This is a genomic window from Cedecea sp. FDAARGOS_727 (genome assembly GCF_012273235.1).
Lineage (GTDB): Bacteria > Pseudomonadota > Gammaproteobacteria > Enterobacterales > Enterobacteriaceae > Cedecea > Cedecea davisae.
In genome coordinates this window covers 487,999-512,486 of sequence record NZ_CP050966.1, presented here as the reverse complement: position 1 = coordinate 512,486, position 24,488 = coordinate 487,999, and the positions used below count along the sequence as shown (strand labels likewise).

The 24,488-nt window shown below is 54.6% G+C and carries 24 protein-coding genes, 3 tRNA genes and 2 other RNA genes; 18 read left to right on the top strand and 11 right to left on the bottom strand.

What is annotated here, in order from left to right:
* Position 1: 1 nt before the first annotated feature.
* From tolR to pnuC, 12 genes are all read left to right on the top strand, one after another.
* Complete coding sequence (gene tolR / locus FOC35_RS02495; protein WP_008456166.1) at positions 2–427, top strand: colicin uptake protein TolR; 426 nt, start codon at positions 2–4, stop codon at positions 425–427.
* Positions 428–459: 32 nt separating this feature from the next.
* Positions 460–1,767 (top strand): cell envelope integrity protein TolA, encoded by a 1,308-nt coding sequence (gene tolA / locus FOC35_RS02490; protein ID WP_172568048.1) that lies wholly within the window; start codon positions 460–462, stop codon positions 1,765–1,767.
* 131 nt (positions 1,768–1,898) lie between these two features.
* Complete coding sequence (tolB, locus tag FOC35_RS02485) at positions 1,899–3,191, top strand: Tol-Pal system beta propeller repeat protein TolB (RefSeq protein WP_039898006.1); 1,293 nt, start codon at positions 1,899–1,901, stop codon at positions 3,189–3,191.
* A gap of 31 nt (positions 3,192–3,222) precedes the next feature.
* Positions 3,223–3,744, top strand: coding sequence for a peptidoglycan-associated lipoprotein Pal (pal, locus tag FOC35_RS02480; protein ID WP_172568047.1), 522 nt, complete (start codon positions 3,223–3,225; stop codon positions 3,742–3,744).
* Between the two features lie 9 nt (positions 3,745–3,753).
* Entirely contained in the window at positions 3,754–4,548 is a 795-nt protein-coding gene (gene cpoB, locus FOC35_RS02475; RefSeq protein ID WP_016535421.1) for a cell division protein CpoB, read from the top strand.
* 164 nt (positions 4,549–4,712) lie between these two features.
* Positions 4,713–4,788 (top strand) — tRNA-Lys (locus tag FOC35_RS02470).
* 13 nt (positions 4,789–4,801) lie between these two features.
* Positions 4,802–4,915: non-coding RNA, RtT sRNA (locus FOC35_RS02465), on the top strand.
* 44 nt (positions 4,916–4,959) lie between these two features.
* Positions 4,960–5,035: transfer RNA gene (locus FOC35_RS02460), tRNA-Lys, on the top strand.
* Between the two features lie 15 nt (positions 5,036–5,050).
* Positions 5,051–5,165, top strand: a non-coding RNA gene (locus FOC35_RS02455) — RtT sRNA.
* A gap of 49 nt (positions 5,166–5,214) precedes the next feature.
* Positions 5,215–5,290: transfer RNA gene (locus tag FOC35_RS02450), tRNA-Lys, on the top strand.
* A 388-nt stretch (positions 5,291–5,678) separates the two neighbouring features.
* A complete protein-coding gene (nadA, locus tag FOC35_RS02445; RefSeq protein WP_172570308.1) occupies positions 5,679–6,740 on the top strand; it encodes a quinolinate synthase NadA in 1,062 nt (353 codons plus the stop codon).
* A 23-nt stretch (positions 6,741–6,763) separates the two neighbouring features.
* Positions 6,764–7,480 (top strand): nicotinamide riboside transporter PnuC, encoded by a 717-nt coding sequence (gene pnuC / locus FOC35_RS02440; protein ID WP_172568046.1) that lies wholly within the window; start codon positions 6,764–6,766, stop codon positions 7,478–7,480.
* On the opposite strand, the gene zitB is transcribed toward pnuC, so the two are convergent.
* Both zitB and FOC35_RS02430 read right to left on the bottom strand, forming a co-directional pair.
* On the bottom strand, positions 7,481–8,416 hold the full coding sequence (zitB, locus tag FOC35_RS02435; protein WP_172568045.1) for a CDF family zinc transporter ZitB: 936 nt from the start codon (positions 8,414–8,416) through the stop codon (positions 7,481–7,483).
* 107 nt (positions 8,417–8,523) lie between these two features.
* Entirely contained in the window at positions 8,524–8,856 is a 333-nt protein-coding gene (locus FOC35_RS02430) for a YbgS-like family protein (protein ID WP_172570307.1), read from the bottom strand.
* 318 nt (positions 8,857–9,174) lie between these two features.
* Here FOC35_RS02430 and aroG point away from each other — a divergent pair, with 318 nt between their 5' ends.
* Positions 9,175–10,227 (top strand): 3-deoxy-7-phosphoheptulonate synthase AroG, encoded by a 1,053-nt coding sequence (gene aroG / locus FOC35_RS02425; protein ID WP_172568044.1) that lies wholly within the window; start codon positions 9,175–9,177, stop codon positions 10,225–10,227.
* A gap of 64 nt (positions 10,228–10,291) precedes the next feature.
* Here aroG and gpmA read toward each other — a convergent pair whose 3' ends face one another.
* From gpmA to modE, 7 genes are all read right to left on the bottom strand, one after another.
* Complete coding sequence (gene gpmA, locus FOC35_RS02420; protein WP_172568043.1) at positions 10,292–11,044, bottom strand: 2,3-diphosphoglycerate-dependent phosphoglycerate mutase; 753 nt, start codon at positions 11,042–11,044, stop codon at positions 10,292–10,294.
* Between the two features lie 209 nt (positions 11,045–11,253).
* The gene (galM, locus tag FOC35_RS02415) at positions 11,254–12,294 is read right to left on the bottom strand and encodes a galactose-1-epimerase (protein WP_172568042.1); all 1,041 of its coding nucleotides are present in this window, start codon (positions 12,292–12,294) and stop codon (positions 11,254–11,256) included.
* Positions 12,288–13,436, bottom strand: a complete 1,149-nt coding sequence (gene galK / locus FOC35_RS02410) for a galactokinase (RefSeq protein ID WP_172568041.1) — start codon at positions 13,434–13,436, stop codon at positions 12,288–12,290. Before galK ends, galM begins: the two co-directional genes overlap by 7 nt.
* 2 nt (positions 13,437–13,438) lie before the next feature.
* Positions 13,439–14,485 carry a galactose-1-phosphate uridylyltransferase gene (galT, locus tag FOC35_RS02405; protein WP_172568040.1) on the bottom strand — a complete coding sequence of 349 codons (1,047 nt, stop codon included), beginning with the start codon at positions 14,483–14,485 and terminating at the stop codon, positions 13,439–13,441.
* A gap of 9 nt (positions 14,486–14,494) precedes the next feature.
* The gene (gene galE / locus FOC35_RS02400) at positions 14,495–15,511 is read right to left on the bottom strand and encodes a UDP-glucose 4-epimerase GalE (protein ID WP_039898008.1); all 1,017 of its coding nucleotides are present in this window, start codon (positions 15,509–15,511) and stop codon (positions 14,495–14,497) included.
* A gap of 226 nt (positions 15,512–15,737) precedes the next feature.
* Positions 15,738–17,216, bottom strand: coding sequence for a molybdate ABC transporter ATP-binding protein ModF (gene modF / locus FOC35_RS02395; RefSeq protein ID WP_172568039.1), 1,479 nt, complete (start codon positions 17,214–17,216; stop codon positions 15,738–15,740).
* A gap of 77 nt (positions 17,217–17,293) precedes the next feature.
* Positions 17,294–18,085 (bottom strand): molybdenum-dependent transcriptional regulator, encoded by a 792-nt coding sequence (gene modE, locus FOC35_RS02390; RefSeq protein WP_172568038.1) that lies wholly within the window; start codon positions 18,083–18,085, stop codon positions 17,294–17,296.
* Positions 18,086–18,213: 128 nt separating this feature from the next.
* Here modE and FOC35_RS02385 point away from each other — a divergent pair, with 128 nt between their 5' ends.
* The 4 genes from FOC35_RS02385 to modC all read left to right on the top strand — a co-directional run bounded on the left by FOC35_RS02385 (position 18,214) and on the right by modC (position 21,038).
* Positions 18,214–18,366: an AcrZ family multidrug efflux pump-associated protein gene (locus tag FOC35_RS02385; RefSeq protein ID WP_016535435.1), complete on the top strand. Its 153-nt coding sequence runs from the start codon at positions 18,214–18,216 to the stop codon at positions 18,364–18,366.
* A 148-nt stretch (positions 18,367–18,514) separates the two neighbouring features.
* Positions 18,515–19,291 (top strand): molybdate ABC transporter substrate-binding protein, encoded by a 777-nt coding sequence (gene modA, locus FOC35_RS02380; RefSeq protein ID WP_172568037.1) that lies wholly within the window; start codon positions 18,515–18,517, stop codon positions 19,289–19,291.
* Positions 19,288–19,980 (top strand): molybdate ABC transporter permease subunit, encoded by a 693-nt coding sequence (modB, locus tag FOC35_RS02375; RefSeq protein WP_172568036.1) that lies wholly within the window; start codon positions 19,288–19,290, stop codon positions 19,978–19,980. Before modA ends, modB begins: the two co-directional genes overlap by 4 nt.
* Positions 19,980–21,038, top strand: a complete 1,059-nt coding sequence (gene modC / locus FOC35_RS02370) for a molybdenum ABC transporter ATP-binding protein ModC (RefSeq protein WP_172570306.1) — start codon at positions 19,980–19,982, stop codon at positions 21,036–21,038. Before modB ends, modC begins: the two co-directional genes overlap by 1 nt.
* Here modC and FOC35_RS02365 read toward each other — a convergent pair whose 3' ends face one another.
* Positions 21,039–21,869, bottom strand: coding sequence for a pyridoxal phosphatase (locus FOC35_RS02365; RefSeq protein ID WP_016535439.1), 831 nt, complete (start codon positions 21,867–21,869; stop codon positions 21,039–21,041). It lies immediately after the preceding gene.
* 132 nt (positions 21,870–22,001) lie between these two features.
* On the opposite strand from FOC35_RS02365, the gene pgl reads away from it, so the two are divergent.
* Positions 22,002–23,000, top strand: a complete 999-nt coding sequence (gene pgl, locus FOC35_RS02360; protein WP_016535440.1) for a 6-phosphogluconolactonase — start codon at positions 22,002–22,004, stop codon at positions 22,998–23,000.
* Between the two features lie 56 nt (positions 23,001–23,056).
* Here the strand turns inward: pgl and FOC35_RS02355 are convergent, their stop codons facing one another.
* A complete protein-coding gene (locus FOC35_RS02355; protein WP_039898009.1) occupies positions 23,057–24,352 on the bottom strand; it encodes a putative acyl-CoA thioester hydrolase in 1,296 nt (431 codons plus the stop codon).
* Positions 24,353–24,488 lie beyond the last annotated feature (136 nt).

Sequence of the window (24,488 nt, the reverse complement as noted above, 5' to 3'; positions counted from 1 at the left end):
CATGGCCAGACGTGGACGTGGTCGTCGTGAGCTAAAGTCAGAAATTAACATCGTTCCTCTGCTGGACGTGCTGCTGGTGCTGTTGCTTATCTTTATGGCAACGGCGCCAATCATCACCCAGAGCGTGGAGGTGGATCTGCCGGATGCGACAGATTCCCAGACCGTGAGCAGTAACGATGAGCCGCCGGTCATTATTGAAGTGTCCGGGGTAGGGCAGTACAGCGTGGTGGTTGAGAAAGATCGTATGGATCAGTTGCCGTCAGAGCAGGTTGTTGCGGAAGCGCAGCGCCGTTTGCAGGCGAATCCAAAAACGGTCTTCCTGATAGGCGGTGCTAAAGATGTTCCATATGATGAGATAATCAAAGCGCTGAATCTGTTGCATCAGGCGGGTGTGAAATCCGTCGGTTTGATGACGCAGCCAATCTGATCCATCTCGCTTAAAACGTTTGGGAACCGATAGTGTCAAAGGCAACCGAAGAAAACGCTAAGTTAAAACGAGCGATCGTCGTTTCAGTGGTGCTGCATATCATTTTGATAGGCATCCTGATCTGGAGCTCGTTTGATGAGCACATTGATGCATCCGCGGGTGGTGGCGGTGGTTCCTCTATTGACGCGGTGATGGTTGACCCGGGTGCGGTAGTGGAAAACTACAATCGCCAACAGCAGCAGCAGTCGAGCAGCAAACGTGCGGCCGAGCAGCGCGAGAAACAGGCGCAGCAGCAGGCCGAAGAACTCCAGGAAAAACAGGCTGCGGAACAGCAGCGTCTGAAAGAGCTGGAGAAAGAGCGTTTGACGGCTCAGGAGCAGGCGAAACAGCAGGCTGAACAGCAGAAACAGGCTGAAGCAGCGGCGAAGCAGGCTCAGGAGCAGCAGAAGCAGGCGGAAGCCGCCGCGGCGAAGGCTAAAGCCGATGCAAAAGCTCAGGCTGATGCACAGGCGAAAGCACAAGCTGATGCGCAGGCAAAAGCTGCGGAAGAAGCGGCGAAGAAAGCGGCCGCCGACGCCCAGAAGAAAGCCACTGAAGAAGCCGCTAAGAAAGCCGCTGACGCAGAGAAAAAAGCCGCCGCAGAAGCCGCAGCCGCAGCGAAAAAAGCTCAGCAGGACGCTGAGAAAAAAGCTGCAGATGCTGCAGCGAAGAAAGCCGCACAGGACGCCGAGAAGAAAGCAGCCGCAGAGGCCGCAAAACAGGCCGCAGCCGAGAAAGCGGAAGCGGCTAAACAGGCTGCTGCAGAAAAAGCAGCGGCTGAAAAGGCTGCCGAGAAAGCTGCCGCCGACAAAGCTGCCGCAGCGAAAGCCGCAGCAGATAAGAAAGCGGCAGCGGACGCGAAGAAAAAGGCTGCTGCTGAGAAAGCGGCTTCTGACAAAGCCGCCGCGCAGGGTGTTGACGACTTGTTCGGTGATTTGAGCTCAGGTAAGAATGCACCGAAAACCGGCGGCGGGGCGAAAGGTAATACCGCAGCCGCTGCCGGAAAAGGGAATAATAAAAACAACGGCGCAACGGGTGCTGAAATTAGCGGCTATGCGGGTCAAATAAAGGCGGCGATCGAGAGTAAGTTCTACAACGATCCTTCGTTTGCCGGTAAGACCTGTTCACTGCGCGTCAAGCTGGCGCCAGATGGACTGCTGCTGGATATCAAATCCGAAGGTGGCGATCCGGCGCTTTGCCAGGCTGCCATTGCGGCAGCGCGTCTGGCTAAGATTCCGAAGCCGCCGAGTGAAGCCGTTTATGAAGTCTTTAAGAACGCACCGATCGACTTTAAGCCTTAACGCGGTTTTCCCCGCCACGGCGGGGAAAGCACACTAAGCTGAGTTACAGGGTTTTGGTAGTTTTGTGTATTTGGGTTTGTTAACATTCTGCTAAATTATCGTGGGCTTTCCGCCTGGATAAGGGAGATATGATGAAGCAGGCATTTCGTGTAGCGTTAAGTTTCTTAATGCTGTGGGCAGCGGTGCTGCACGCAGAAGTTCGTATTGAAATCACCCAGGGCGTGGACTCAGCGCGCCCAATTGGCGTGGTACCGTTTACCTGGGCAGGCCCGGGTGCGGCGCCTGAAGATATCGGCGGGATTGTTTCCGCTGACCTGCGCAACAGCGGTAAATTCAATCCGCTGGATCGTTCTCGTCTGCCACAGCAGCCGGGTTCTGCTCAGGAAGTTCAGCCTGCGGCGTGGACCGCGCTGGGCATCGATGCGGTGGTTGTTGGCCAGGTTACCCCGAACGGTGACGGAAGCTACACCGTGGCTTACCAGCTTGTTGATACCTCTGGCGCACCGGGCACCGTTCTGGCTCAGAACTCCTATAAAGTGAACAAGCAGTGGCTGCGCTATGCAGGCCATACCGCCAGCGATGAAGTGTTTGAAAAGCTGACCGGTATTAAAGGCGCATTCCGCACCCGTATCGCTTACGTTGTTCAGACCAACGGCGGCCAGTTCCCGTATGAACTGCGCGTCTCTGATTACGATGGCTACAACCAGTTTGTGGTTCACCGTTCTCCGCAGCCGCTGATGTCTCCTGCATGGTCTCCGGACGGCAGCAAACTGGCTTATGTGACCTTCGAAAGCGGTCGCTCTGCGCTGGTTGTTCAGACGCTGGCGAACGGCGCGGTGCGTCAGATTGCCTCCTTCCCTCAGCACAACGGCGCTCCGGCATTCTCTCCGGACGGTTCTAAGCTTGCGTTCGCGCTCTCTAAAACCGGTAGCCTGCAGCTGTACGTGATGGACCTGGCCTCGGGTCAGATTCGTCAGGTGACCGAAGGTCGCAGCAACAATACGGAGCCAACCTGGTTCCCGGACAACCAAACTCTGGCCTACACCTCAGACCAGGCCGGTCGTCCACAGATTTATAAAGTCGGTATTAATGGCGGTGCTCCACAGCGTCTCTCCTGGGAAGGTTCTCAGAACCAGGATGGGGATGTCAGCACCGACGGTAAGTTTATGGTGATGGTCAGCTCCGCTAGCGGTCAGCAGCACATCGCCAAACAGGATCTGGTAGCGGGTGGCGTAACAACTTTATCGTCAACGTTCCTGGATGAAACGCCAAGTCTGGCACCTAACGGCACTATGGTAATCTACAGCTCTTCTCAGGGGATGGGATCCGTGCTGAATTTGGTTTCAACAGATGGGCGTTTCAAAGCGCGTCTTCCGGCAACTGATGGACAGGTCAAATTCCCTGCCTGGTCGCCGTATCTGTGATAACAATATTGATTATTAAAGGATCAAAGAAATGCAACTGAACAAAGTGCTGAAAGGGCTGATGATTGCTCTGCCGGTTATGGCTATGGCGGCGTGTTCTTCTAACAAGAGCGCCAACAATGGTCAGAGCGGTGAAGGTATGCTGGGTGCCGGCACTGGTATGGACGCTAACGGCCACGGCAACATGTCTTCTGAAGAGCAGGCTCGTCTGCAGATGCAACAGCTGCAGCAGAACAACATCGTTTACTTCGGTCTGGACAAATACGATGTTAGCTCTGAATTCGCTGCAATGCTGGATGCTCACGCTAACTTCCTGCGTAGCAACCCGTCTTACAAAGTGACCGTAGAAGGTCATGCGGATGAGCGCGGTACCCCAGAGTACAACATCGCACTGGGCGAACGTCGTGCTAACGCTGTTAAAATGTACCTGCAAGGTAAAGGCGTTTCTGCAGACCAGATCTCCATCGTTTCTTACGGTAAAGAAAAACCTGCAGTACTGGGTCATGACGAAGCGGCTTACGCTAAAAACCGTCGTGCCGTACTGGTTTACTAAGAGAATCGCATGAGCAGTAACTTCAGACATCACTTGTTGAGTCTGTCGTTACTGGTTGGCATAGCGGCCCCCTGGGCCGCTAATGCTCAGGCGCCAATCAGTAGTGTCGGCTCAGGCTCGGTCGAAGACCGCGTCACCCAACTCGAGCGTATTTCTAACGCTCACAGTCAACTTTTAACCCAACTCCAGCAGCAACTCTCCGATAACCAGAATGATATTGACTCCCTGCGCGGTCAGATTCAGGAAAGCCAGTATCAGCTTAATCAGGTCGTGGAGCGTCAAAAGCAAATTCTGCTGCAGATGAATGAAGCCAGCAGCGCTGGCGCGGGTAACACGCAACAGCCTGCGGCAGATGGCTCTCAGGGTGCAGCAGCGGCCACGCCGGATGCAGGAGCTTCTACGGCTGCTCCTGCGGCTCCGGTGCAGGGCGGCGACGCCAACAGTGATTACAATGCGGCTATCGCTCTGGTGCAGGATAAATCGCGCCAGGACGACGCTATCAGTGCCTTTCAGAACTTTGTGAAGAAGTATCCTGATTCAACCTATCAGCCGAACGCCAATTACTGGCTCGGTCAGTTGAATTACAACAAAGGGAAAAAGGATGATGCGGCGTTTTATTTTGCCTCCGTGGTGAAAAATTACCCGAAATCACCGAAGGCGCCGGACGCGATGTTTAAAGTCGGCGTGATCATGCAGGACAAAGGCGACGTTGCAAAAGCGAAAGCGGTGTACCAGCAGGTCGTTAAACAGTACCCGGGGAGCGAAGGCGCAAAGCAGGCTCAAAAACGCCTGAATGCCCAATAATGCGTGCGGCCTGACCAGATATCGTCGTTTTTCTGGTCTTGCCGTGCGAAACATAAGCAGTTGATCGATCTGCATCAAAATTATTGTTGCGTCAAAATCTTAAATCAGTAATATATGCCGCCGTTGCCAAGGGATACGAAACAAACCGAAAGTGACGCAAAAGTGGGTCGTTAGCTCAGTTGGTAGAGCAGTTGACTTTTAATCAATTGGTCGCAGGTTCGAATCCTGCACGACCCACCACTTTAAAGTAATAAGCTGTAGTCAGGCGTGAAGGGTTCGAACCTGCAGCAGGTTTGAGTTGAGCGAAAGCGAAACAACGTTGCTTAGCAACGGCCCGAAGGGTGAAGTCATCCTGCACGACCCACCACTTTAAAGTAAAACAGTAAAAGAAGTTTGCAGTAACCGCACAGCGGGTCGTTAGCTCAGTTGGTAGAGCAGTTGACTTTTAATCAATTGGTCGCAGGTTCGAATCCTGCACGACCCACCATCTTTTAAGATGAATGTTGTGAGTGAATCGTGAAGGGTTTGAACCTGCAGCAGGTTCGAGTTGAGCGAAGGCGAAACAACGTTGCTTTAGCAACGGCCCGAAGGGTGAAATCATCCTTCACGACCCACCATCTTTTAAGATGAATGTTGTGAAAGCAGTTTGCAGTAACCGCACACCGCGGGTCGTTAGCTCAGTTGGTAGAGCAGTTGACTTTTAATCAATTGGTCGCAGGTTCGAATCCTGCACGACCCACCAAATTCAGACTAAAGCGCCTTCAGGCGCTTTAGTTGTTTCTGGAGCAAGGGCTATTACGTGCAGGATAACGTCGTCGCTTGCGACGACGGCCCGGAGGGTGAGCAAAGCGAACGACCCACCAATGTAGAAAGGCGCCCTAAAGGCGCCTTTTTGCTATTTGCAATTCGTGTGGGTTCGAACCTGCCGCAGGCCGTAATCCAAAAAACTCGAACGTCCCCGCAGGCTCGAAAAATCATTTTGCATCTCTCCCCGACCATCGAGCAATAATCCACGACATCTTTTTCAAAATTCGCTATCTTGTTTAGCATACAAAACAATGCTGGCCAATTATCGCGTGAATTACGCCTTTAAGGCCAGTTTGGTTAAGTCAGTAAAACGAGAAAGCATGATGAGCGTAATGTTTGACCCGGAAACCGCGATTTATCCGTTCCCTCCAAAACCGGTTCCGCTAAGCGTGGACGAAAAGCAATTTTATCGTGAAAAAATCAAGCACCTGCTTAAAGAGCGTGATGCGGTAATGGTGGCGCACTACTACACCGACCCGGAAATTCAGGCGCTGGCGGAAGAGACCGGGGGCTGCATCTCTGACTCGCTGGAAATGGCTCGCTTCGGCGCCAACCATCCGGCATCGACTTTGCTGGTCGCCGGGGTTCGTTTTATGGGCGAAACGGCAAAAATCCTGAGCCCGGAAAAAACCATATTGATGCCCACGCTTCATGCTGAATGCTCGCTGGATCTTGGCTGCCCCATCGATGCGTTTAACGAGTTTTGCGACAAGCATCCTGACAGAACAGTCGTAGTCTATGCTAATACCTCCGCGGCGGTAAAAGCGCGGGCTGATTGGGTGGTTACCTCCAGCATTGCCGTTGAATTAATTGAGCATCTCGATAGCCTGGGCGAGAAAATTATCTGGGCACCGGACCGCCATCTGGGGAACTACGTTCAGAAACAGACCGGAGCAGACGTGTTGTGCTGGCAAGGTGCCTGCATCGTCCATGATGAATTTAAAACCCAGGCGCTGGCGCGCATGAAGGCGCTATACCCTGATGCCGCGGTGCTGGTACACCCTGAATCTCCGCAGGCGGTGGTCGATATGGCCGATGCGGTAGGTTCGACAAGCCAGCTTATCAATGCGGCTAAAACGCTGCCGCATCAGCAGCTTATTGTGGCGACGGATCGCGGAATTTTTTATAAAATGCAGCAGGCGTGCCCGGATAAAGAATTACTGGAAGCGCCGACGGCGGGGGAAGGCGCAACCTGCCGCAGCTGTGCTCATTGCCCGTGGATGGCCATGAACGGGCTAAAAGCGATTGCAGAGGGGTTGGAGCAGGGCGGAGCCGCTCACACGATAGAAGTTGATGCCGCGCTTCGTGAAGGCGCTCTGGTGCCGCTGAATCGCATGCTCGACTTTGCGGCAGAACTGCGTCGTACGGTAAAAGGCAACGCGTAAATAGATTACGCTCTGGGGAATACATGGATTTTTTAAGCACGCAGAACATTCTGGTACACATCCCCATCGGGGCGGGCGGGTATGACTTATCATGGATTGAAGCCGTGGGTACGCTGGCCGGTTTGCTGTGTATCTGGCTTGCCAGCCTTGAAAAGATTGGCAACTACGCTTTCGGGTTAATTAACGTCACGCTGTTTGCCATTATTTTTTTCCAGATCCAGCTTTACGCCAGCCTGCTTTTACAACTGTTCTTTTTCGTCGCCAATATCTACGGCTGGTACGCCTGGTCGCGGCAAAGCAGCAACAACCAGGCGCTGTTGCAGATTCGCTGGCTGCCGCTGCCTAAGGCGATTGCGTGGCTGGTGATAATCATCGCGGCCATCGGGCTGATGACGATATTTATCGATCCTGTGTTTGCTTTCCTGACCAAAATAGCCGTCACGGTGATGCAAAGTATCGGGCTTAACGTCAGCCAGCCTGAATTGCAGCCGGATGCTTACCCGTTCTGGGATTCCAGCATGATGGTGTTGTCGATTGTGGCGATGATCCTGATGACGCGCAAATACGTTGAAAACTGGCTGCTGTGGACGGTCATCAACATTATCAGCGTGGTTATCTTTGCGCTCCAGGGCGTGTATGCGATGTCGCTGGAGTATTTAATTCTGACCTTTATCGCGTTAAACGGCAGCCGTATGTGGATCAAAAGCGCGCGGCAGTATGGTTCGTGCGCGCTTTCTTAATTAGTGGTGATGATGAGCATGACCGGTCGAATGGTCGTGCTCATTTAAATCGCAATTCGGCCCGTGGCAGGGCTGATACTCCATTTGCACCGTAGCGTGCTCAATTTGATATTCGTGCGCCAGAAAATGGTGAATGCTCTCCAGCAAAGCGTCGTGGTCGTGAGGCGGGATAACCTGTACATGCAGAGTCATTAGCGGCTTTTCGCCCACCAGCCAAATATGAACGTGATGCACATTCCTCACCTCCGGTATTGAGCGGGAAAGATTTCGCTTCAGGGCGGCAATGTCGATGCTGACCGGTGCACCTTCCAGCAGTTCGTTCACGCTCTCCTTCAGCAGGCTCCAGGCGCTACGTAACACAAGGCATGAAACCAGCACCGAGAGAATCGGGTCGATAGGTGTCCAGCCCGTCCAGAGGATGACGACTGCGGCAACGATAGCGCCGACCGACCCGAGAAGATCGCCCAGAACATGCAACGCTGCTGCCCGCACGTTGAGGTTCTTTTCGTCACTTCCCCGGTGCAATATCCAAAAAGAGAACAGGTTTGCCAGCAATCCCGCTACGGCAATAATCAGCATTGCCCAGCCGGCGATTGGCTGAGGGTCAGAGAAGCGCTGAATCGCTTCCCAGACAATTAAAATGGTAATCAACACCAGAGCGATAGCATTCACAAATGCGGCAAGCGTGGTGAGCCTCAGCCAGCCAAAGGTATGGCGCGCGTTCGGCGGGAGGCGGGCAAAATGAACGGCCAGCAGCGCAAACAGCAGCGCCGCCGCATCGGTGAGCATATGCCCCGCATCGGCCAGCAGGGCCAGGGAACCGGAAAGCAGGCCGCCAATGACTTCGGCGATCATAAACACCGCCGTGATTAAAAAAGCCAGCAGCAGGCGTTTAGCATTATTATCGGAAGGAGCGTGCTGATGTGAATGCGCCATGATTTCTCACAATATTGAGCAACAGTGAGTTAATTATAAGCACATCCTGGCATCAACCGATTGATAAAAAGAGAGTCATTACGACCCTCTTTTATCGGGAGGAAGGATTACTGAGACGTGCCATCAACTTTGGTATTGACGTCATTCCCGCTGCCGGTTTCAACTTTTTTGTTGGTATCCGGGCAGCGTCCATCTTTGCACATAGAGTTTTTATGCACTTCGCTTTTGCTCATCTCGTGATGAGAGTTGTTGATGTGGCTGTTTTTCACGCCGTTTGGTGCCACATTTTGCTGCGCATCCGGAGCAACCTGGCCTGCTTCTGCGGAGGCGTTAGCCTGGCCATTATTGGCCCCGGAAGTGGAATCAGCTGCAAACGCCGCCCCGCTGCCCAGGGCAAGGGTTGCTGTCAGTAGAAGTGTGGTTAATTTTTTCATTAAGATGCTCCTGTTCTGGTCGTTATTGCTGGATAACTTATTCCAACAGTGCAATGGCAAATGCTGAAAAATCTCGCTTCAGCAGTGGATTGTCCAGCCGCCAATCTTCACGTTAGTGTTCAATATTGAAAATTTAACATTTTTCAGCGTTAACAGTTGGAAAGTGTAGTGCTTCAGCGGGTTTTCACCATGTTTAAGCTGTTTTTTACCCGTTTTCAGGATTAATCTGTGAGAAGTGTAAAAGCCCGTTTACACTTGTGGTTATGCGAGTTAGATTGAAAGGATTGCAACGAAGAAAAATATCAGGATGACCCCGGAACTATCATGAATTATCAGAACGATGACTTAAGAATCAAAGAGATAAACGAGCTTCTTCCCCCTGTAGCGCTGCTGGAAAAATTCCCCGCCACCGAAAAAGCCGCCCATACTGTCTCTCAGGCACGTAAGGCAATCCATAAAATCCTCAAAGGCAGCGACGATCGCCTGCTGGTGGTGATTGGGCCTTGTTCAATTCACGATGTTAAAGCGGCGAAAGAGTATGGCACGCGCCTGCTTGCACTGCGTGAAGAACTCCAGGGTGAACTGGAAGTGGTGATGCGGGTTTATTTTGAAAAACCGCGCACTACCGTAGGCTGGAAGGGGCTGATTAACGATCCCCACATGGATAGCAGCTACCAGATTAACGACGGCCTGCGTATTGCGCGCAAGCTGCTGCTCGATATCAACGACTCCGGCCTGCCTGCGGCGGGTGAGTTTCTTGATATGATAACCCCGCAGTATCTGGCCGACCTGATGAGCTGGGGCGCAATCGGCGCTCGTACCACTGAGTCTCAGGTACACCGCGAGCTGGCCTCCGGTCTTTCCTGCCCGGTTGGCTTCAAAAACGGCACCGACGGCACGATTAAAGTCGCTATTGACGCCATCAATGCTGCGGGTGCGCCGCACTGCTTCCTCTCTGTGACCAAATGGGGTCACTCTGCGATTGTGAACACCAGCGGTAACGGCGACTGCCACATTATTCTGCGCGGCGGCAAAGAGCCTAACTACAGCGCAAAACACGTTGAAGAAGTGAAAGTCGGTCTGGCTAAAGCTGGCCTTGAAGCGCAGGTAATGATCGATTTCAGCCACGCCAATAGCAGCAAGCAGTTCAAGAAGCAGATGGAAGTTTCTGCAGATGTCTGCGCTCAGGTTGCGGGCGGCGAGAAGGCGATTATCGGCGTAATGATTGAAAGCCATCTGGTGGAAGGTAACCAGAATCTTGAGAGCGGTGAGCCGCTGGTCTACGGCAAGAGCGTGACCGACGCCTGCATTGGCTGGGAAGATACCGAAGTTGCTCTGCGTCAGCTGGCTGCGGCGGTGAAAGCACGTCGCGGTTGAACCCTGACTTATAGCTAATAAAAAAGGCGTGGTTTCTACCACGCCTTTTTTGATCGGTTGCGAATTACTTCGCTTTACCCTGGTTTGCTACCGCGGCGGCTTTGGCTGCGATTTCGTCAGCGTTGCCCAGGTAGTAACGTTTCAGCGGCTTGAAGTTTTCGTCGAACTCGTACACCAGCGGCACGCCGGTTGGGATGTTCAGCTCGAGGATCTCGTCTTCGCTCAGGTTATCCAGATATTTCACCAGCGCACGCAGGGAGTTACCGTGAGCAGCAACGATTACGCGCTCGCCGGATTTCATGCGTGGCAGAATAGATTCGTTCCAGAACGGGGTTACGCGATCGATGGTCAGCGCCAGGCTTTCGGTAGTTGGCAGCTCTTTGTCGCTCAGGCTTGCGTAACGTGGATCGTGGCCCGGGAAACGCTCGTCGTCTTTAGACAGTTCTGGCGGAGTAATCGCGAAGCCGCGACGCCACTGTTTAACCTGCTCGTCACCGTATTTTTCAGCGGTTTCAGCTTTGTTCAGACCCTGCAGGGCACCGTAGTGACGCTCGTTCAGTTTCCAGGATTTCTCAACCGGGAGCCAGGCCTGGTCCAGTTCATCGAGGATGTTCCAGAGAGTGTGGATGGCACGTTTCAGCACTGAAGTGTAAGCGAAGTCAAAAGCGAAGCCTTCTTCCTTCAGCAGCTGACCCGCAGCCTTGGCTTCAGTACGACCTTTATCAGACAAGTCAACATCATACCAACCGGTGAAGCGGTTTTCGTTGTTCCACTGACTTTCGCCGTGGCGCACCAGAACCAGCTTAGTAACTGCCATAATTTACTCCTTAATGAGCCTGGGATTAATGATAACAATTATCATTATATTGCCGTGTCATCAGGCACGGCAATGATAAACGTTTAACATAGCGAAAAAGCGCGTGGAGTGTAAGGTGGTTGTAAAAGGTTGTTATATTTTTGGCGCGATTTGGCGCTAAAGCCAGCGATTTGGTGAGAAATTGCCCTTTATGAAAAGGGCAATAGGGATTACCGGGCGAGGAACAGGTACTCCGTGACGCTGAGATAAGCCTCACCCGGCCGGAGCCAGCAGTCAGGCTGCGGCCATTCCGGGTGGTTTGGGCTATCGGCAAGGAACCCGCTTTCCAGCGCCAGGCCGTTCCAGTCGCTATAGCTCCCTTGCTCGCGTGCGGGTGTGCCTACGAGATAGTTACCGCTGTAGAATTGCAGAGCAGGCGCGGTGGTATAAACCTTCATTTCCAGCTTATTGTCGCTTGACCAGACCCTGGCTACCGGCTGGCTGATGTCGCCTTTTGCCTGCAATAAGAATGCATGATCGTAGCCTTTAACCGCCTGCTGATCGGCATCGCTCAGGAAATCCTGCCCGATGAGCTTTGGCTCGCGGAAGTCGAAGCTGGTGCCGGCAACGTCTTTCAGGCCAACCTGAGGAAGACCGTTAGCGTCAACCGGCAGGTAGCTGTCCGCCAGCAGCTGTAGCCGATGCTGACGGATATCACCCTGGCTGCCGTCGAGGTTGAAATAGGCATGGTTAGTCAGGTTCACCGGGCAGGGTTTATCGACGCTTGCCCGCAGCTCAATGCTGATGCGGTTGTCTTCCGTCAGTGCATAACGTGCCGTCGTTTTAAGCTCGCCCGGGAAGCCTTGATCCCCGTCGTTTGAGTCGAGCGCATAGATAACTTCGTGTTCATTTTGAGCCACGATGCGCCAGCGTCTTTTATCGAACCCTTCGGGGCCGCCGTGCAGCTGGTTATCGCCCTGGTTGGTTTGCAACTCGAGAGTCGTCTCTTTAAATTTTAACTTGCCTCCGGCGATGCGGTTCGCGTAACGGCCTATGGTCGCTCCCAGATAGGCATTTTGCTGCAAATATTGCTCGGGTGAAGCGCAGCCAAGCAGCGTTTCACGCACGCTGCCATCTTTCATCGGCACGCGGCAGGAGAGCAGCGTTGCGCCCCAGTCCATCAGCGTGACCACCATCCCCGCGCCGTTGCGCAGGGTGGTGAGGCGAAAAGGTTGGCCGTCCGGGGCAGGAGTCGGCGTCTGTTTTAGCATTGGCCTGCTCCTTCGGAGGCTTTGCAAACGTAAAACGTCTCTTTAATGCCGGTCTTGCTCTCATATTGTTCCGCCACGGCCTGTTTTACCGCCGGGACGAGATCTTCAGGCACCAGCGCCACGATGCAGCCGCCGAAGCCGCCGCCGGTCATGCGTACGCCGCCTTTGTCACCGATGGTCGCTTTCACGATATCTACCAGAGTATCAATCTGCGGAACGGTGATTTCGAAGTCATCGCGCATTGAAGCGTGTGACTCTTCCATCAGCTGTCCCATACGGAGTAAATCGCCTTTTGCCAGCGCATCAGCCGCTTCAACGGTACGAATGTTTTCGGTCAGAACGTGACGTACACGCCGGGCAACTACCGGGTCAAGCTGGTGGGCAACTTCGTTGAATTTTGCTAACTCAACGTCACGCAGCGCCTTCTGGCTAAAGAAACGAGTGCCTGTCTCACACTGCTCGCGGCGGGTGTTGTACTCGCTGCCGACCAGGGTGCGTTTAAAGTTACTGTTGATGATAACGACCGCCACGCCCTTCGGCATGGAAACGGCTTTCGTACCCAACGTGCGGCAGTCGATAAGCAGGGCGTGGTCTTTTTTGCCGAGCGCGGAAATCAATTGATCCATGATGCCGCAGTTGCAGCCAACGAACTGGTTTTCCGCTTCCTGGCCGTTAAGCGCCAGCTGAGCGCCGTCGAGCGGCAGGTGATAAAGCTGTTGCAAGACCTTGCCAACCGCAACTTCAAGCGAGGCGGAAGAGCTGAGGCCAGCACCCTGTGGCACGTCGCCGCTGATGACCATATCGACGCCGGAAAAATTCTTGTCGCGTTTTTGCAGGTGCTTGACCACGCCGCGCACGTAATTTGCCCATTGCTGAGACTCATGCGCGAGGATAGGGGCATCAAGCGAGAAGCTATCCTGCTGGTTGTCGTAGTCGGCGGCAATCACGCGCACGGTGCGGTCGTCGCGTTTAGCGCAGCTAATTACCGTCTGGTAATCAATGGCACACGGCAGAACAAAGCCGTCGTTGTAGTCGGTGTGTTCGCCAATCAGATTTACGCGGCCCGGAGCCTGAATAGTGTGGGTAGCCGGATAGCCAAATTGTTCAGCAAACAGATGTTGGGTTTTTTCTTTCAGACTCATAATTAAACTCCCGATTGGCGGAAATGTACGTCACTGACTGCGCGCAAGCGTTCTGCGGCTTGCTCTGCGGTTAAATCTCTTTGTGTTTCTGCCAGCATTTCATAGCCGACCATAAATTTGCGTACCGTGGCGCTACGCAGCAGCGGCGGATAGAAATGGGCATGCAGCTGCCAGTGTTGATTATCAGCTCCGTTAAACGGCGCGCCGTGCCAGCCCATGGAGTAGGGGAATGAGCACTGGAACAGATTGTCGTAGCGGCTGGTGAGCTTTTTCAGCGCCAGCGCCAGGTCGGCGCTTTGCTCCGGGCTTAAATCCGTGATGCGTAATACATGGGCTTTTGGTAGCAGCAGCGTTTCGAACGGCCACGCTGCCCAGTAAGGAACCACGGCTAACCAGTGTTCTGTTTCTACAACGGTGCGGCTGCCGTCAGCCAGCTCTCGCTGGACGTAATCCAGCAGCATGGGCTTGCCCTGGTGGGCAAAATATTCACGCTGTAAATTGTCTTCACGGGCCACTTCGTTAGGTAAAAAGCTGTTTGCCCAAACCTGGCCGTGAGGGTGAGGGTTAGAGCAGCCCATAGCCGCGCCTTTATTTTCAAATACCTGCACCCACGGGTAGCTTTTGCCCAGTTCGGCTGTTTGCTGTTGCCAGGTTTTTACTACCTCTGCAAGTGCGGTAAGCGGCAGCTCCGGCAGCGTTTTACTGTGATCGGGGGAGAAGCAGATAACCCGGCTGGTTCCGCGCGCGCTTTCGCAACGCATCAGAGGATCCTGGCTTGCGGGGGCGTCTGGCGTGTCCGTCATTAACGCGGCAAAATCGTTAGTGAAAACGAAAGTACCGGTGTAATTCGGGTTCTTATCTCCGGTGACGCGGGTATTGCCCGGGCAGAGAAAGCAGTCCGGATCGTGAACCGGCAGCTTATCCTGCGAGGGCGTTTCCTGTGCACCCTGCCAGGGTCGCTTCGCGCGATGCGGAGAAACCAGAATCCATTGACCCGTTAGCGGGTTATAGCGGCGATGCGGATGATCGACCGGATTAAACTGCTCCATCACATGTCCTTAGTCTTCATAACCTTGGGGGTGGCGTGACTGCCAGCGCCAGGTATCATCTGCCATTTCCTGCAGCGAACGGCTGACACGCCAGTTGAGTTCTTTATCGGCTTTGGTGGCATCGGCCCAGTAGGCGGGCAGGTCGCCGTCGCGGCGTGGGGCGAAGTGGTAGTTCACCGGCTTACCGCAGGCCTTGCTGAAAGCGTTAACCACGTCGAGCACGCTGCTGCCAACGCCCGCGCCGAGATTGTAAATATGCACCCCGGGCTTGCCTTCCAGCGCCTGCATAGCGGCAACGTGGCCGTCGGCAAGATCCATAACGTGGATATAGTCGCGCACGCCGGTGCCGTCTTCGGTTGGGTAATCGTTACCAAAGATAGCCAGAGAATCGCGGCGGCCAACGGCAACCTGGGCAATGTAAGGCATCAGGTTGTTTGGAATGCCCTGCGGATCTTCACCCATATCGCCCGATGGATGAGCGCCTACCGGGTTAAAGTAGCGCAGCAGAGCAACGCTCCAGTCCGGCTGAGCCTTTTGCAGGTCGGTCAGGATCTGTTCGACCATCAGTTTGCTTTGGCCGTAAGGGCTGGCAGGTTTGCCGGTAGGGAAGCTTTCTACATATGGGATTTTGGGCTGGTCGCCGTAAACGGTGGCGGAGGAGCTAAAGATGAAGTTAGTAACGTTGGCGGCGCGCATCGCGGAGATGAGCTTCAATGTGCCGGTCACGTTGTTGTCGTAGTACTCCAGCGGCTTGTTGACGGACTCGCCTACGGCTTTTAGCCCGGCAAAGTGGATGACCGCATCGATTTTATGATCGTGGAAGATTTCGGCCAGCAGCGCTTCGTCGCGGATGTCACCGTCGATAAACAGCGGGTGTTTACCGCCCAGACGTTCGATCTCCGGCAGCACGCTGCGCTTGCTGTTACACAAGTTGTCGAGGATCACCACATCGTGCCCGTTTTGCAGCAGCTGCACGCAGGTATGACTGCCGATGTAACCGCTACCACCTGTAACCAGAACTCTCATTTTTCGCTCCATATAGCCTATGGGTTGGGATAACCATAGCATAACAGAGCGGTCAAAAATGTGATATGTGCTAAATTAGTGGTATCGTTTACACAATGGGTTTCGATTCAATCAGCATTGCCATAACGCATTGTAAAACAAATGCCATTAAAGGAAAGGATGCGGCAATTCCGAAAGTCTGCGCGCCGCAGTTAAGGAATAAAAGGCGCCGTAGCGCCTTCAGGGATTATGCAGGATTCACGTCTTCGATTTCATAACCGTATCCGTCACCGTCGGGGACAAAAGTTAAGCGCCGGGTAATACACTCTGGGGCATCTTCGGCGTGGTGGGAGACAAACAGCAGCTGCGTCTCGCCCTCGCCAATCAAAATATCGACAAAACGGCGTACCAGCTGGCGGTTAAGCGGGTCCAGCCCCTGAAGCGGTTCATCCAGAATCAACAGGGTCGGGTGTTTTACCAGCGCTCTGGCAATCAGCGCCAGGCGCTGCTGCCCCCAGGAGAGGCTGTGGAAGGGCGCATCGGCGGTGGCGTTGTCCATGCCCAGCATGTTCAGCCATTCGCGTGTGAGCTTCTGCTGTCTGTCCGACACCGCCTGATAGATACCGATTGAGTCAAAGTAGCCGGAAAGGATAACGTTACGCACCGTGGTGCTGACGCGATAATCCAGATGCAGGCTGCTGCTGACGTAACCGATATGTTTTTTGATATCCCAGATGGTTTCTCCGCTGCCGCGACGACGGCCAAACAGCGTCAGGTTATTGCTGTAACCCTGCGGATGATCGCCGGTTACCAGGCTCAGCAATGTTGATTTCCCTGCGCCGTTAGGCCCGACGATTTGCCAGTGCTCGCCGGGGTTAACCGTCCAACTGAGATGATGCAGGATAGGGCGGTCGTTATACTCAACCACGCCGTCTTTCAGTACGATGCGCGGTTCGTTTTCAGGTAAAGCGTAGCGGGCGCTCGGGTCGTCCGCTTCGGGTAGCGCAACGCCCGCCAGCTTCTCGCTGTGGGCCAGTTGAGCAATAAGCGCCTGCTCCAGCAGAGCCTGTTTTTCCCCGCTTTCCGTCAAGGTGCAGTCGGCCAGCACGCCAGCATACTGCACAAATTCCGGGATCTCATCAAAGCGGTTGAGCACCAGCACCAGGGTATAACCCTGTGCGCTTAGCCCGGCTAATAGCTCAGCCAACTGCTGGCGAGACTTTACGTCCAGACCGTCGAATGGCTCATCGAGGATCAGCAGATCAGGCTGCGCCATCAGCGCCTGGCAGAGCAATGTCTTGCGCGTTTCACCGGTGGATAAATATTTGAAGCGGCGGGAGAGTAAATGCTCAATGCCAAATAAGGCTGCAAGCTCCCGGCAGCGGCTTTCATCCGCAACTTCGTCCTGGATGATTTCCGCCGTGGTGCGGCCGGTGTCGTCCTCATCGGCGCTGAGTAAATCGGTATTGTTGCGCTGCCATTCGTCGCTGACCAGCTTTTGCAATTGCTCAAAAGAGAGGTGGGCGATGCGTGTAAAATCGCAATGTCGCTCGCCTTTTTGTAGCGTAAGCGAACCGGCCAACGCGCGGGCCAGAGCGGACTTGCCGCTGCCGTTGGCGCCCACAAACGCCCAGCTTTCTCCGGCGCGCAGGGTAAGATCGTTGAGGGTGAGAGTTTTTATGTCGCTAAGGTGAAACGTACCTTGCGAAATATGCAACGAAGACATGTTTTATCCCATATTTTGCAGCGATGAAGCTACAGAAATACGGTTTGTCGGCTTCGATGTCAATCGACCCGTCGCTTTTAGCAGAGTGTGGCGACGATAACCCTATCCGCATTGAAAAATGCTGTTACCTCAGCACCTTCTACCAGCGCCTGCTGCTCAACGCGCAGGTTGGGAAGCGTGGCGCACAGCGTCTGGCCGTCGGCTAATTCCACCAGCACTTCGCTGTGATCTTTACCCTGCTCAACGCTGCTGATTTTGCCCGCAAGCTGGTTATCCGCGCTGTCTGCTTCACTGCGGCTGGTGGCGATATCAATCCACGGCGCTTTAATCAGCACCAGCACTTCTTTGCCTTCATCAAGGCCAAGACGTTCGGCGCTCTGGCGAGTAATTGCCGCTTTTAAACGGGTTTCACCGTCTGCCAGCAAGATGTCGATATGCTGCTGCACCTGCTCATCATCGCGTTTTAAAACGGTGCCAAATAGCTGGTTACGGGCGCTGGTTTGCAGCGAAAAGCGGGAAATAGCGGCAAGCAGGCTGTCCAGCGGCAGGGCGTCGTCCTGCAATACGTCAAAGGCTTTTTGCTGAATTTGCGCCAGCAGCTCGTAAAGCTGGATAAGGCGTTCGCCGTAGCGGGTCAGTACCGCGCCGCCGCCACCTTTACCGCCCGTGGCCCGATCTACAAGGCTTTGCTCGGCCAGCTGGTTCATCTCATTAATGGCATCCCAGGCGCTTTTGTAGCTGATTCCGGCAAGTTTCGCCCCCTGGCTGATAGAGCCGGTGTGGCGAATCTGCTTGAGCAGCGCGATGCGCCGCGGGTCGGCGAACAGCCGCTGCTGCAGCTTCAGCGTTAATAAGATTTCAGCTTGCATAACCTCTCCGGGTCGGGAAAACCTTCATTTTCCTCTATTGTGGCTATCCGGGCAAATGGCACAAAAGGAGAGTGCGTTTTTCTCAACTACCGCTAGAATATTCATTCTCGCTTTTGCCGGAGGCAGTTATGTTCGAGTTATTGAAAAGCCTGGTGTTTGCCGTGGTCATGGTGCCGGTTGTCATGGCGGTGATCCTCGGTCTCATCTATGGATTGGGTGAAGTGTTTAACGTCTTCTCAAAAGTCGGTCATCGCGACCAACCTTCGAAACAGCATCACTGATTCCCCGAACGCCCGGCAAATGCCGGGCTTTCTTTTGATCCCCATCAAGAACTTTAAAGCCCCCGCCACTTCTGCCGATAAATTCTGTATCTTCCGCTTAGCAATCGTTATATTTCAGCCTACATAACGAAACAAACGGAGTTAAGTCATGAATAAACCCTGGATTCGCCTCGCACTTGGCGCGGCTTTATCGGTTAGCCTGGCAGGCCAGGCCCTGGCAGACAGCGGCAAAATTACCGTCTTTGCAGCGGCTTCATTAACCAATGCCATGCAGGATATTGCGGCTCAGTATCAAAAAGAGAAGAAAGTCGAAATTGCCTCCTCTTTTGCCTCTTCTTCTACTCTTGCTCGCCAGATTGAAGCGGGCGCGCCTGCGGATCTGTTTATTTCTGCCGATCAGAAATGGATGGATTATGCGGTAAGCAAAGACACCATTAAAGGCGATACTCGTGAAACGCTGCTCGGCAATAGCCTGGTGGTTATCGCGCCAAAAGCCAGCAAGCAGGGCGAGATTACCATTGATGCAAAAACCGACTGGGCTACGTTGCTGAAAGGCGGCCGTCTGGCGGTGGGTGATCCTGAGCACGTACCTGCCGGTATTTATGCGAAGGAAGCGCTGCAAAAATTGGGCGCGTGGGACACGTTGTCCGCTAAACTTGCTCCGGCAGAAGACGTTCGCGGCGCGCTGGCGCTGGTTGAACGTGACGAAGCGCCGCTGGGCATTGTTTACGGCTCCGACGCCGTCGCCGGCAAAGGCGTGAAAGTGGTGGGTACCTTCCCGGAAGGCTCTCATCAGAAAGTGGAATACCCGATTGCGATTGTTAAAGGCCACGATAACCCAACCGTTAGCGCGTTCTACAGTTATCTGAAAGGAGCGGAAGCGGCTAAAGTCTTCCAAAAATACGGATTCACGACTCTACAATGATATTGAGCGATCCCGAATGGCAGGCGGTACTGCTAAGCCTGAAAGTTTCATCTATCGCGGTGCTGTTTAGTCTACCTGTCGGGATCTTCTTTGCCTGGGTGCTGGTGCGTTGCCGCTTCCCGGGCAAAGCCTTGCTCGATAGCCTGATTCATCTCCCCCTGGTTCTGCCGCCGGTGGTGGTGGGCTATCTTCTGCTGGTGGCCTTCGGCCGCCGCGGTTTTATCGGCTCCTGGCTGTATGACTGGTTCGGCATAACCTTCGCCTTTAGCTGGCGCGGCGCGGTCCTTGCCGCTGCGGTGATGTCCTTCCCGCTAATGGTGCGCGCCATTCGTCTGGCGCTGGAAGGCGTAGATATGCGCCTTGAGCAGGCGGCCAGAACCCTCGGAGCAGGGCGCTGGCGGGTGTTCTGCACCATAACACTTCCCCTGACGCTGCCCGGTATTATCGCCGGTACGGTGCTGGCATTTGCCCGCTCGCTGGGTGAGTTCGGGGCAACTATTACCTTTGTGTCCAACATCCCTGGCGAAACCCGCACTCTGCCTTCTGCCATGTATACCCTTATTCAGACGCCGGGCGGCGAAACCGCGGCCGCGCGCTTATGTCTGATAGCGATTGCGCTGGCGATGGCTTCCCTGCTGGTGGCCGAATGGCTGGCCCGGGTAAGCCGCAAACGTATGGGGGCGAACTGATGCTGGAGCTTAACTTCACCCAGACGCTGGGTACTCATCGGCTCGAGATAAATGAAACGCTGCCCGGCCAGGGTATTACCGCCGTGTTTGGCGTTTCCGGCGCGGGGAAAACGTCGCTTATCAATGCAATTAGCGGCCTTACCCGGCCTGAAGAAGGGCGCATTGTCCTCAACGAGCGGGTGCTGACGGATGCCGGAAAACAGTTTTACCTGCCGCCGGAGAAGCGCCGCGTGGGCTATGTGTTTCAGGACGCACGGTTGTTTCCGCATTATCGGGTGCGCGGCAACCTGAAGTACGGTATGGCAAAAAGCATGGCCGCCCAGTTCGATAAGCTGGTGGCACTGCTCGGCATAGAATCTTTACTGGATCGCTTTCCCTGGAGCCTGTCCGGCGGTGAGAAACAGCGCGTTGCTATTGGCAGGGCGCTGTTAACCGCGCCGGAACTGCTGTTGCTGGACGAGCCTCTGGCATCGCTCGACATCCCGCGTAAGCGTGAACTGCTGCCGTACCTGCAAAGGCTGGCGAGCGAAATCAATATTCCCATGCTGTACGTCAGCCACTCGCTGGAAGAGATTTTACATCTGGCCGATAAGGTGCTGGTGCTGGATGGCGGGAAGGTCAAAGCCTTTGGCAATCTCGAAGAGGTCTGGGGCAGTAGCGTGATGAATCCGTGGCTTCCCAAAGAGCAGCAAAGCAGCGTACTGAAAGTGACGGTTCTGGAGCACCATCCGCATTATGCCATGACGGCGCTGGCGCTGGGCGACCAGCATCTGTGGGTCAACAAGCTCGATAAGCCATTGCAGGCGCCGCTGCGCATCCGCATTCAGGCCTCAGACGTTTCGCTGGCGCTACAACCGCCGGTTAACAGCAGCATTCGTAACGTGCTGCGGGCGAAAGTGGCCCAGTGCTTTGACGATGAGGGCCAGGTTGAAGTTCAGCTGGAAGTCGGTTCCCGCACCCTGTGGGCGCGCATCAGCCCCTGGGCGAGGGATGAGCTGGCGGTTAAGCCCGGCCAGTGGCTGTATGCGCAGGTGAAAAGCGTGTCAATTACCGCCTGATTAAAGCACGTATTTATAGAGCGTTTCGGCAATGCCTGTTTCCAGATTCGTGCCGATGGTCATGTCGGCTCGAGCCTTAATCGCTTCGTCGGCATTGCCCATCGCCACGCCCATGCCCACGCTTTCCAGCATGCTCAGGTCATTGTAGTTATCGCCAAAGGCAATGACCTCGTTCATCGGGATACCCTGAGATTTTACCCACTGTGCCAGGCGCGCACCTTTGCTGTTGCCGCGCTGGGCGACATCCACCTGATCGTGCCACGACCACTCGCAGGCCAGGTTCAGCTCGCTTTCAACCGCCCGGGTAAACTGCCTGAGCTTTGGAATGTCCGCATCGGTCAGGGCAAATTTCCAGATGGAATCAACTTCCTGAGCGGCCTGCTTCAGAGAGGCCACGCTGCGGAACACCGGGCGCTGGGCTTCCGGTAAAGACTGCGCCCAGTTTTGGGTTCGCGTAACGTGGGCTTTAACGTGATCGGAACTGTCGAGATAAAGCATCGCGTCGTCGACGTACATCAGGCCATGCACCCGGTGGGCGTCAAGCAAGTCAATCAGCTGCGTGGCCTGTTCGGCGCGTAATGAATCCGACGCCAGAACCTTTTTTGCATGATAATCATACAAATAAGTACCATTGCAGCAAATTGCAGGTGTATCTAACGCCAGTGCCTGATAAAAAGGATGGATGGCGACATGATGGCGACCCGTCACGATAACCACTTTCACTCCCGCCTCACGGGCGCGGTGAAGGGCCGTAAGAGACTCCGGAAGAATGGTTTTTTGCGGGGTCAGCAGGGTGCCGTCGAGATCGAGAGCGATTACGCGATAACTCATTTAGGGTTCCAGTCATTATTCATAAGGTTTGTACCGATGGTACACCGCCAGCGTCGCAGCGCAAAATTGCTCTCCGGCCGGGTGGGGCCAACCTTGTGACTATTACTTACGAGTAGGGAGGAGAGTGAACTCATGAAACAGACAGTCTATACCGCCAGCCCGGAAAGCCAGCAGATCCACGTCTGGACGCTGCATGCCAGCGGTGAAATGACCCTGGTACAGGTTGTGGATGCCCCGGGCCAGGTTCAGCCGATGGTTATCAGCCCGGACAAACGTTTTCTTTATGTAGGCGTGCGCCCTGAGTTCCGCGTCATCGCCTACCGCATTACGCCGGACGATGGCTCCCTGACCGAGGCGGGCGTTGCTCCGCTGCCGGGTAGCCCGACCCATATTTCCACCGATCGTAAAGGCCGCTTCCTGTTCAGCGCCTCTTACAATGCGGCAAACGTCGCGGTTATCAGCCTTGAAAACGACGGCCTGCCGGGTGAAACGGTTGACGTGGTTGAAGGGCTTGAAGGTTGCCACTCGGCTAATATTTCCCCGGACAACCGCACGCTCTGGACTCCGGCTCTGAAACAGGATCGCATTTGCCTGTTCACATTGTCTGACGACGGTAAGCTGGTCGCTCAAAACCCGGCCGAAGTGAATACCGTTGAAGGCGCTGGCCCTCGCCATATCGTGTTCCATCCAAATCAGCAATACGCATACTGCGTAAACGAGCTGAATAGCAGCGTGGATGTTTGGGAACTGCGCGACCCGCACGGCAAAATTGAATGCGTCCAGACGTTGGACATTATGCCGCCAGGTTTCTCTGACACCCGCTGGGCTGCGGATATTCATATCACCCCGGATGGCCGCCACCTGTATGCCTGCGACCGTACCGCCAGCATTATCACCGTATTTAGCGTTTCCGAAGACGGCAGCGTGCTGAGCATCGAAGGCTACCAGCCAACCGAAACCCAGCCACGCGGTTTCAACGTTGACCACAGCGGTAAATACCTGATTGCCGTGGGGCAAAAATCGCACCACGCTGCCGTGTATAAAATTAACGGCGAACAGGGCCTGCTGGAAGAGAAAGGGCGCTATGCCGTCGGCCAGGGCCCAATGTGGGTTGTGGTTAACGCGCACTGATTTTCATGCATAAAAAAACCTCGCCGCGGCGAGGTTTTTTGTTTTAACAGAGCGGGTTACTTCTCGGCGACTACCGGGCTACCCAGGCCACGGTTGTTGAACTCCCACATGCGGTTAAAGCTTGGGTCATTCAGGTCACGCTTAATGCTGTCTTTATCGCCTTTTGTGCCGATGTTACCGGCGAAAGGACGCTTAGAGGCCAGCGCATCACCCCATGGTTTTGCCGTATTGAAGCCTTCATTGATAACGCTGTCGCGAATAACAACCTGGCCGTTAGCGGACTGGCCTGCGGTATAACCGTTTTCAGTGCTGCCCAGATCCCATGAACGGCCTAACTGCGCGTCACCGGCCGCGGTGAAGCGGCTGTTTACGGCCAGGAAGCCGTAATAGAGGTTAGGCAGCGTTGCCGGAGCAAACACGTAACCTTCTTTAGTGCGGCTGTTTACCAGGCGGAAATCGGTGTTGTCGAACACCACCGCGCCGCGACCGGCAACCACATCCACATCCCCTTCGATATAGCTGTTAGTCACCAGAGTGCGAGTCTGGCGGTTAGGCAGCATACGGTTCTGCACGTCGCTGTTGGTGACGAAGAAGGTATTCTGGCGGCCCAGCAGGTGAACATTGTTCAACTGGACTTTATCGCCGTCGCTGCGCAGCGCAACCGCCTGGTGATTACCGGCATCAGCGCTGTCGCCGAGGGTATTCTGGATAGTCAGGTTCTGCAATTGCAGGCCGTTGTTCTGCGACCAGACGGCGGCAGAGCACATCACACCAACCGTTGCGCTACGGCGAGTCTGGCAGCTGTCAAACATATACCAGGCTGGCTTGCCCGGCATGTATTTACCCGCCGGGTTAACGGTACGACGCCAGGTTGTTGGGTCAATTTCGGAGTCCAGCGTCAGGCCGATTTTAACATCGTCCGCGTTGCCGGTAGTGCCGTACAGCGTCACGCTGCCGGAAGCAGCTGGGATGTACACGGTTCCTTCATATTCACCCGGCATAATCGCGATATAAACGCGGGAGCTGCTGTGCTTAATGATGGCGGCATCCACCGCGGCCTGAATAGACGTATGGGTAACGCCAGCCGTACCGGCAGGGCCAACCACGAAATCAGGCTGCTGCGGGGTGCGAATGGAAGAGGGAGTCCACGGCGCTTCATTTGGATTCATAGAAGTAAAATAGCGCGCCGCAACAAAGTTCTGTGCTTCGTCAGCCGCCAGGATCGGGCGGGACTGGGTTCCCGGCGCCACCTGAGTAGACGGTTTGTCCTGCGGTGGGGTTGAGCTACATGCGCTCAGGGCCACGGCAAAAGCCAGCGCCGCGACGCGACGAGAAACCGATAATGTGTTCAAGGTTGCTCCTTGCTGTACGATGGAATAGAGGGTTATCTCAAAGCCTGCTTTTTTATACTAAGTTGAGCGAAACGGGAAGCCGATTGTTCAAATCGGCTTCAGAAAAGGAGGGATTACGGGTAAGGAGGCGGGAAAA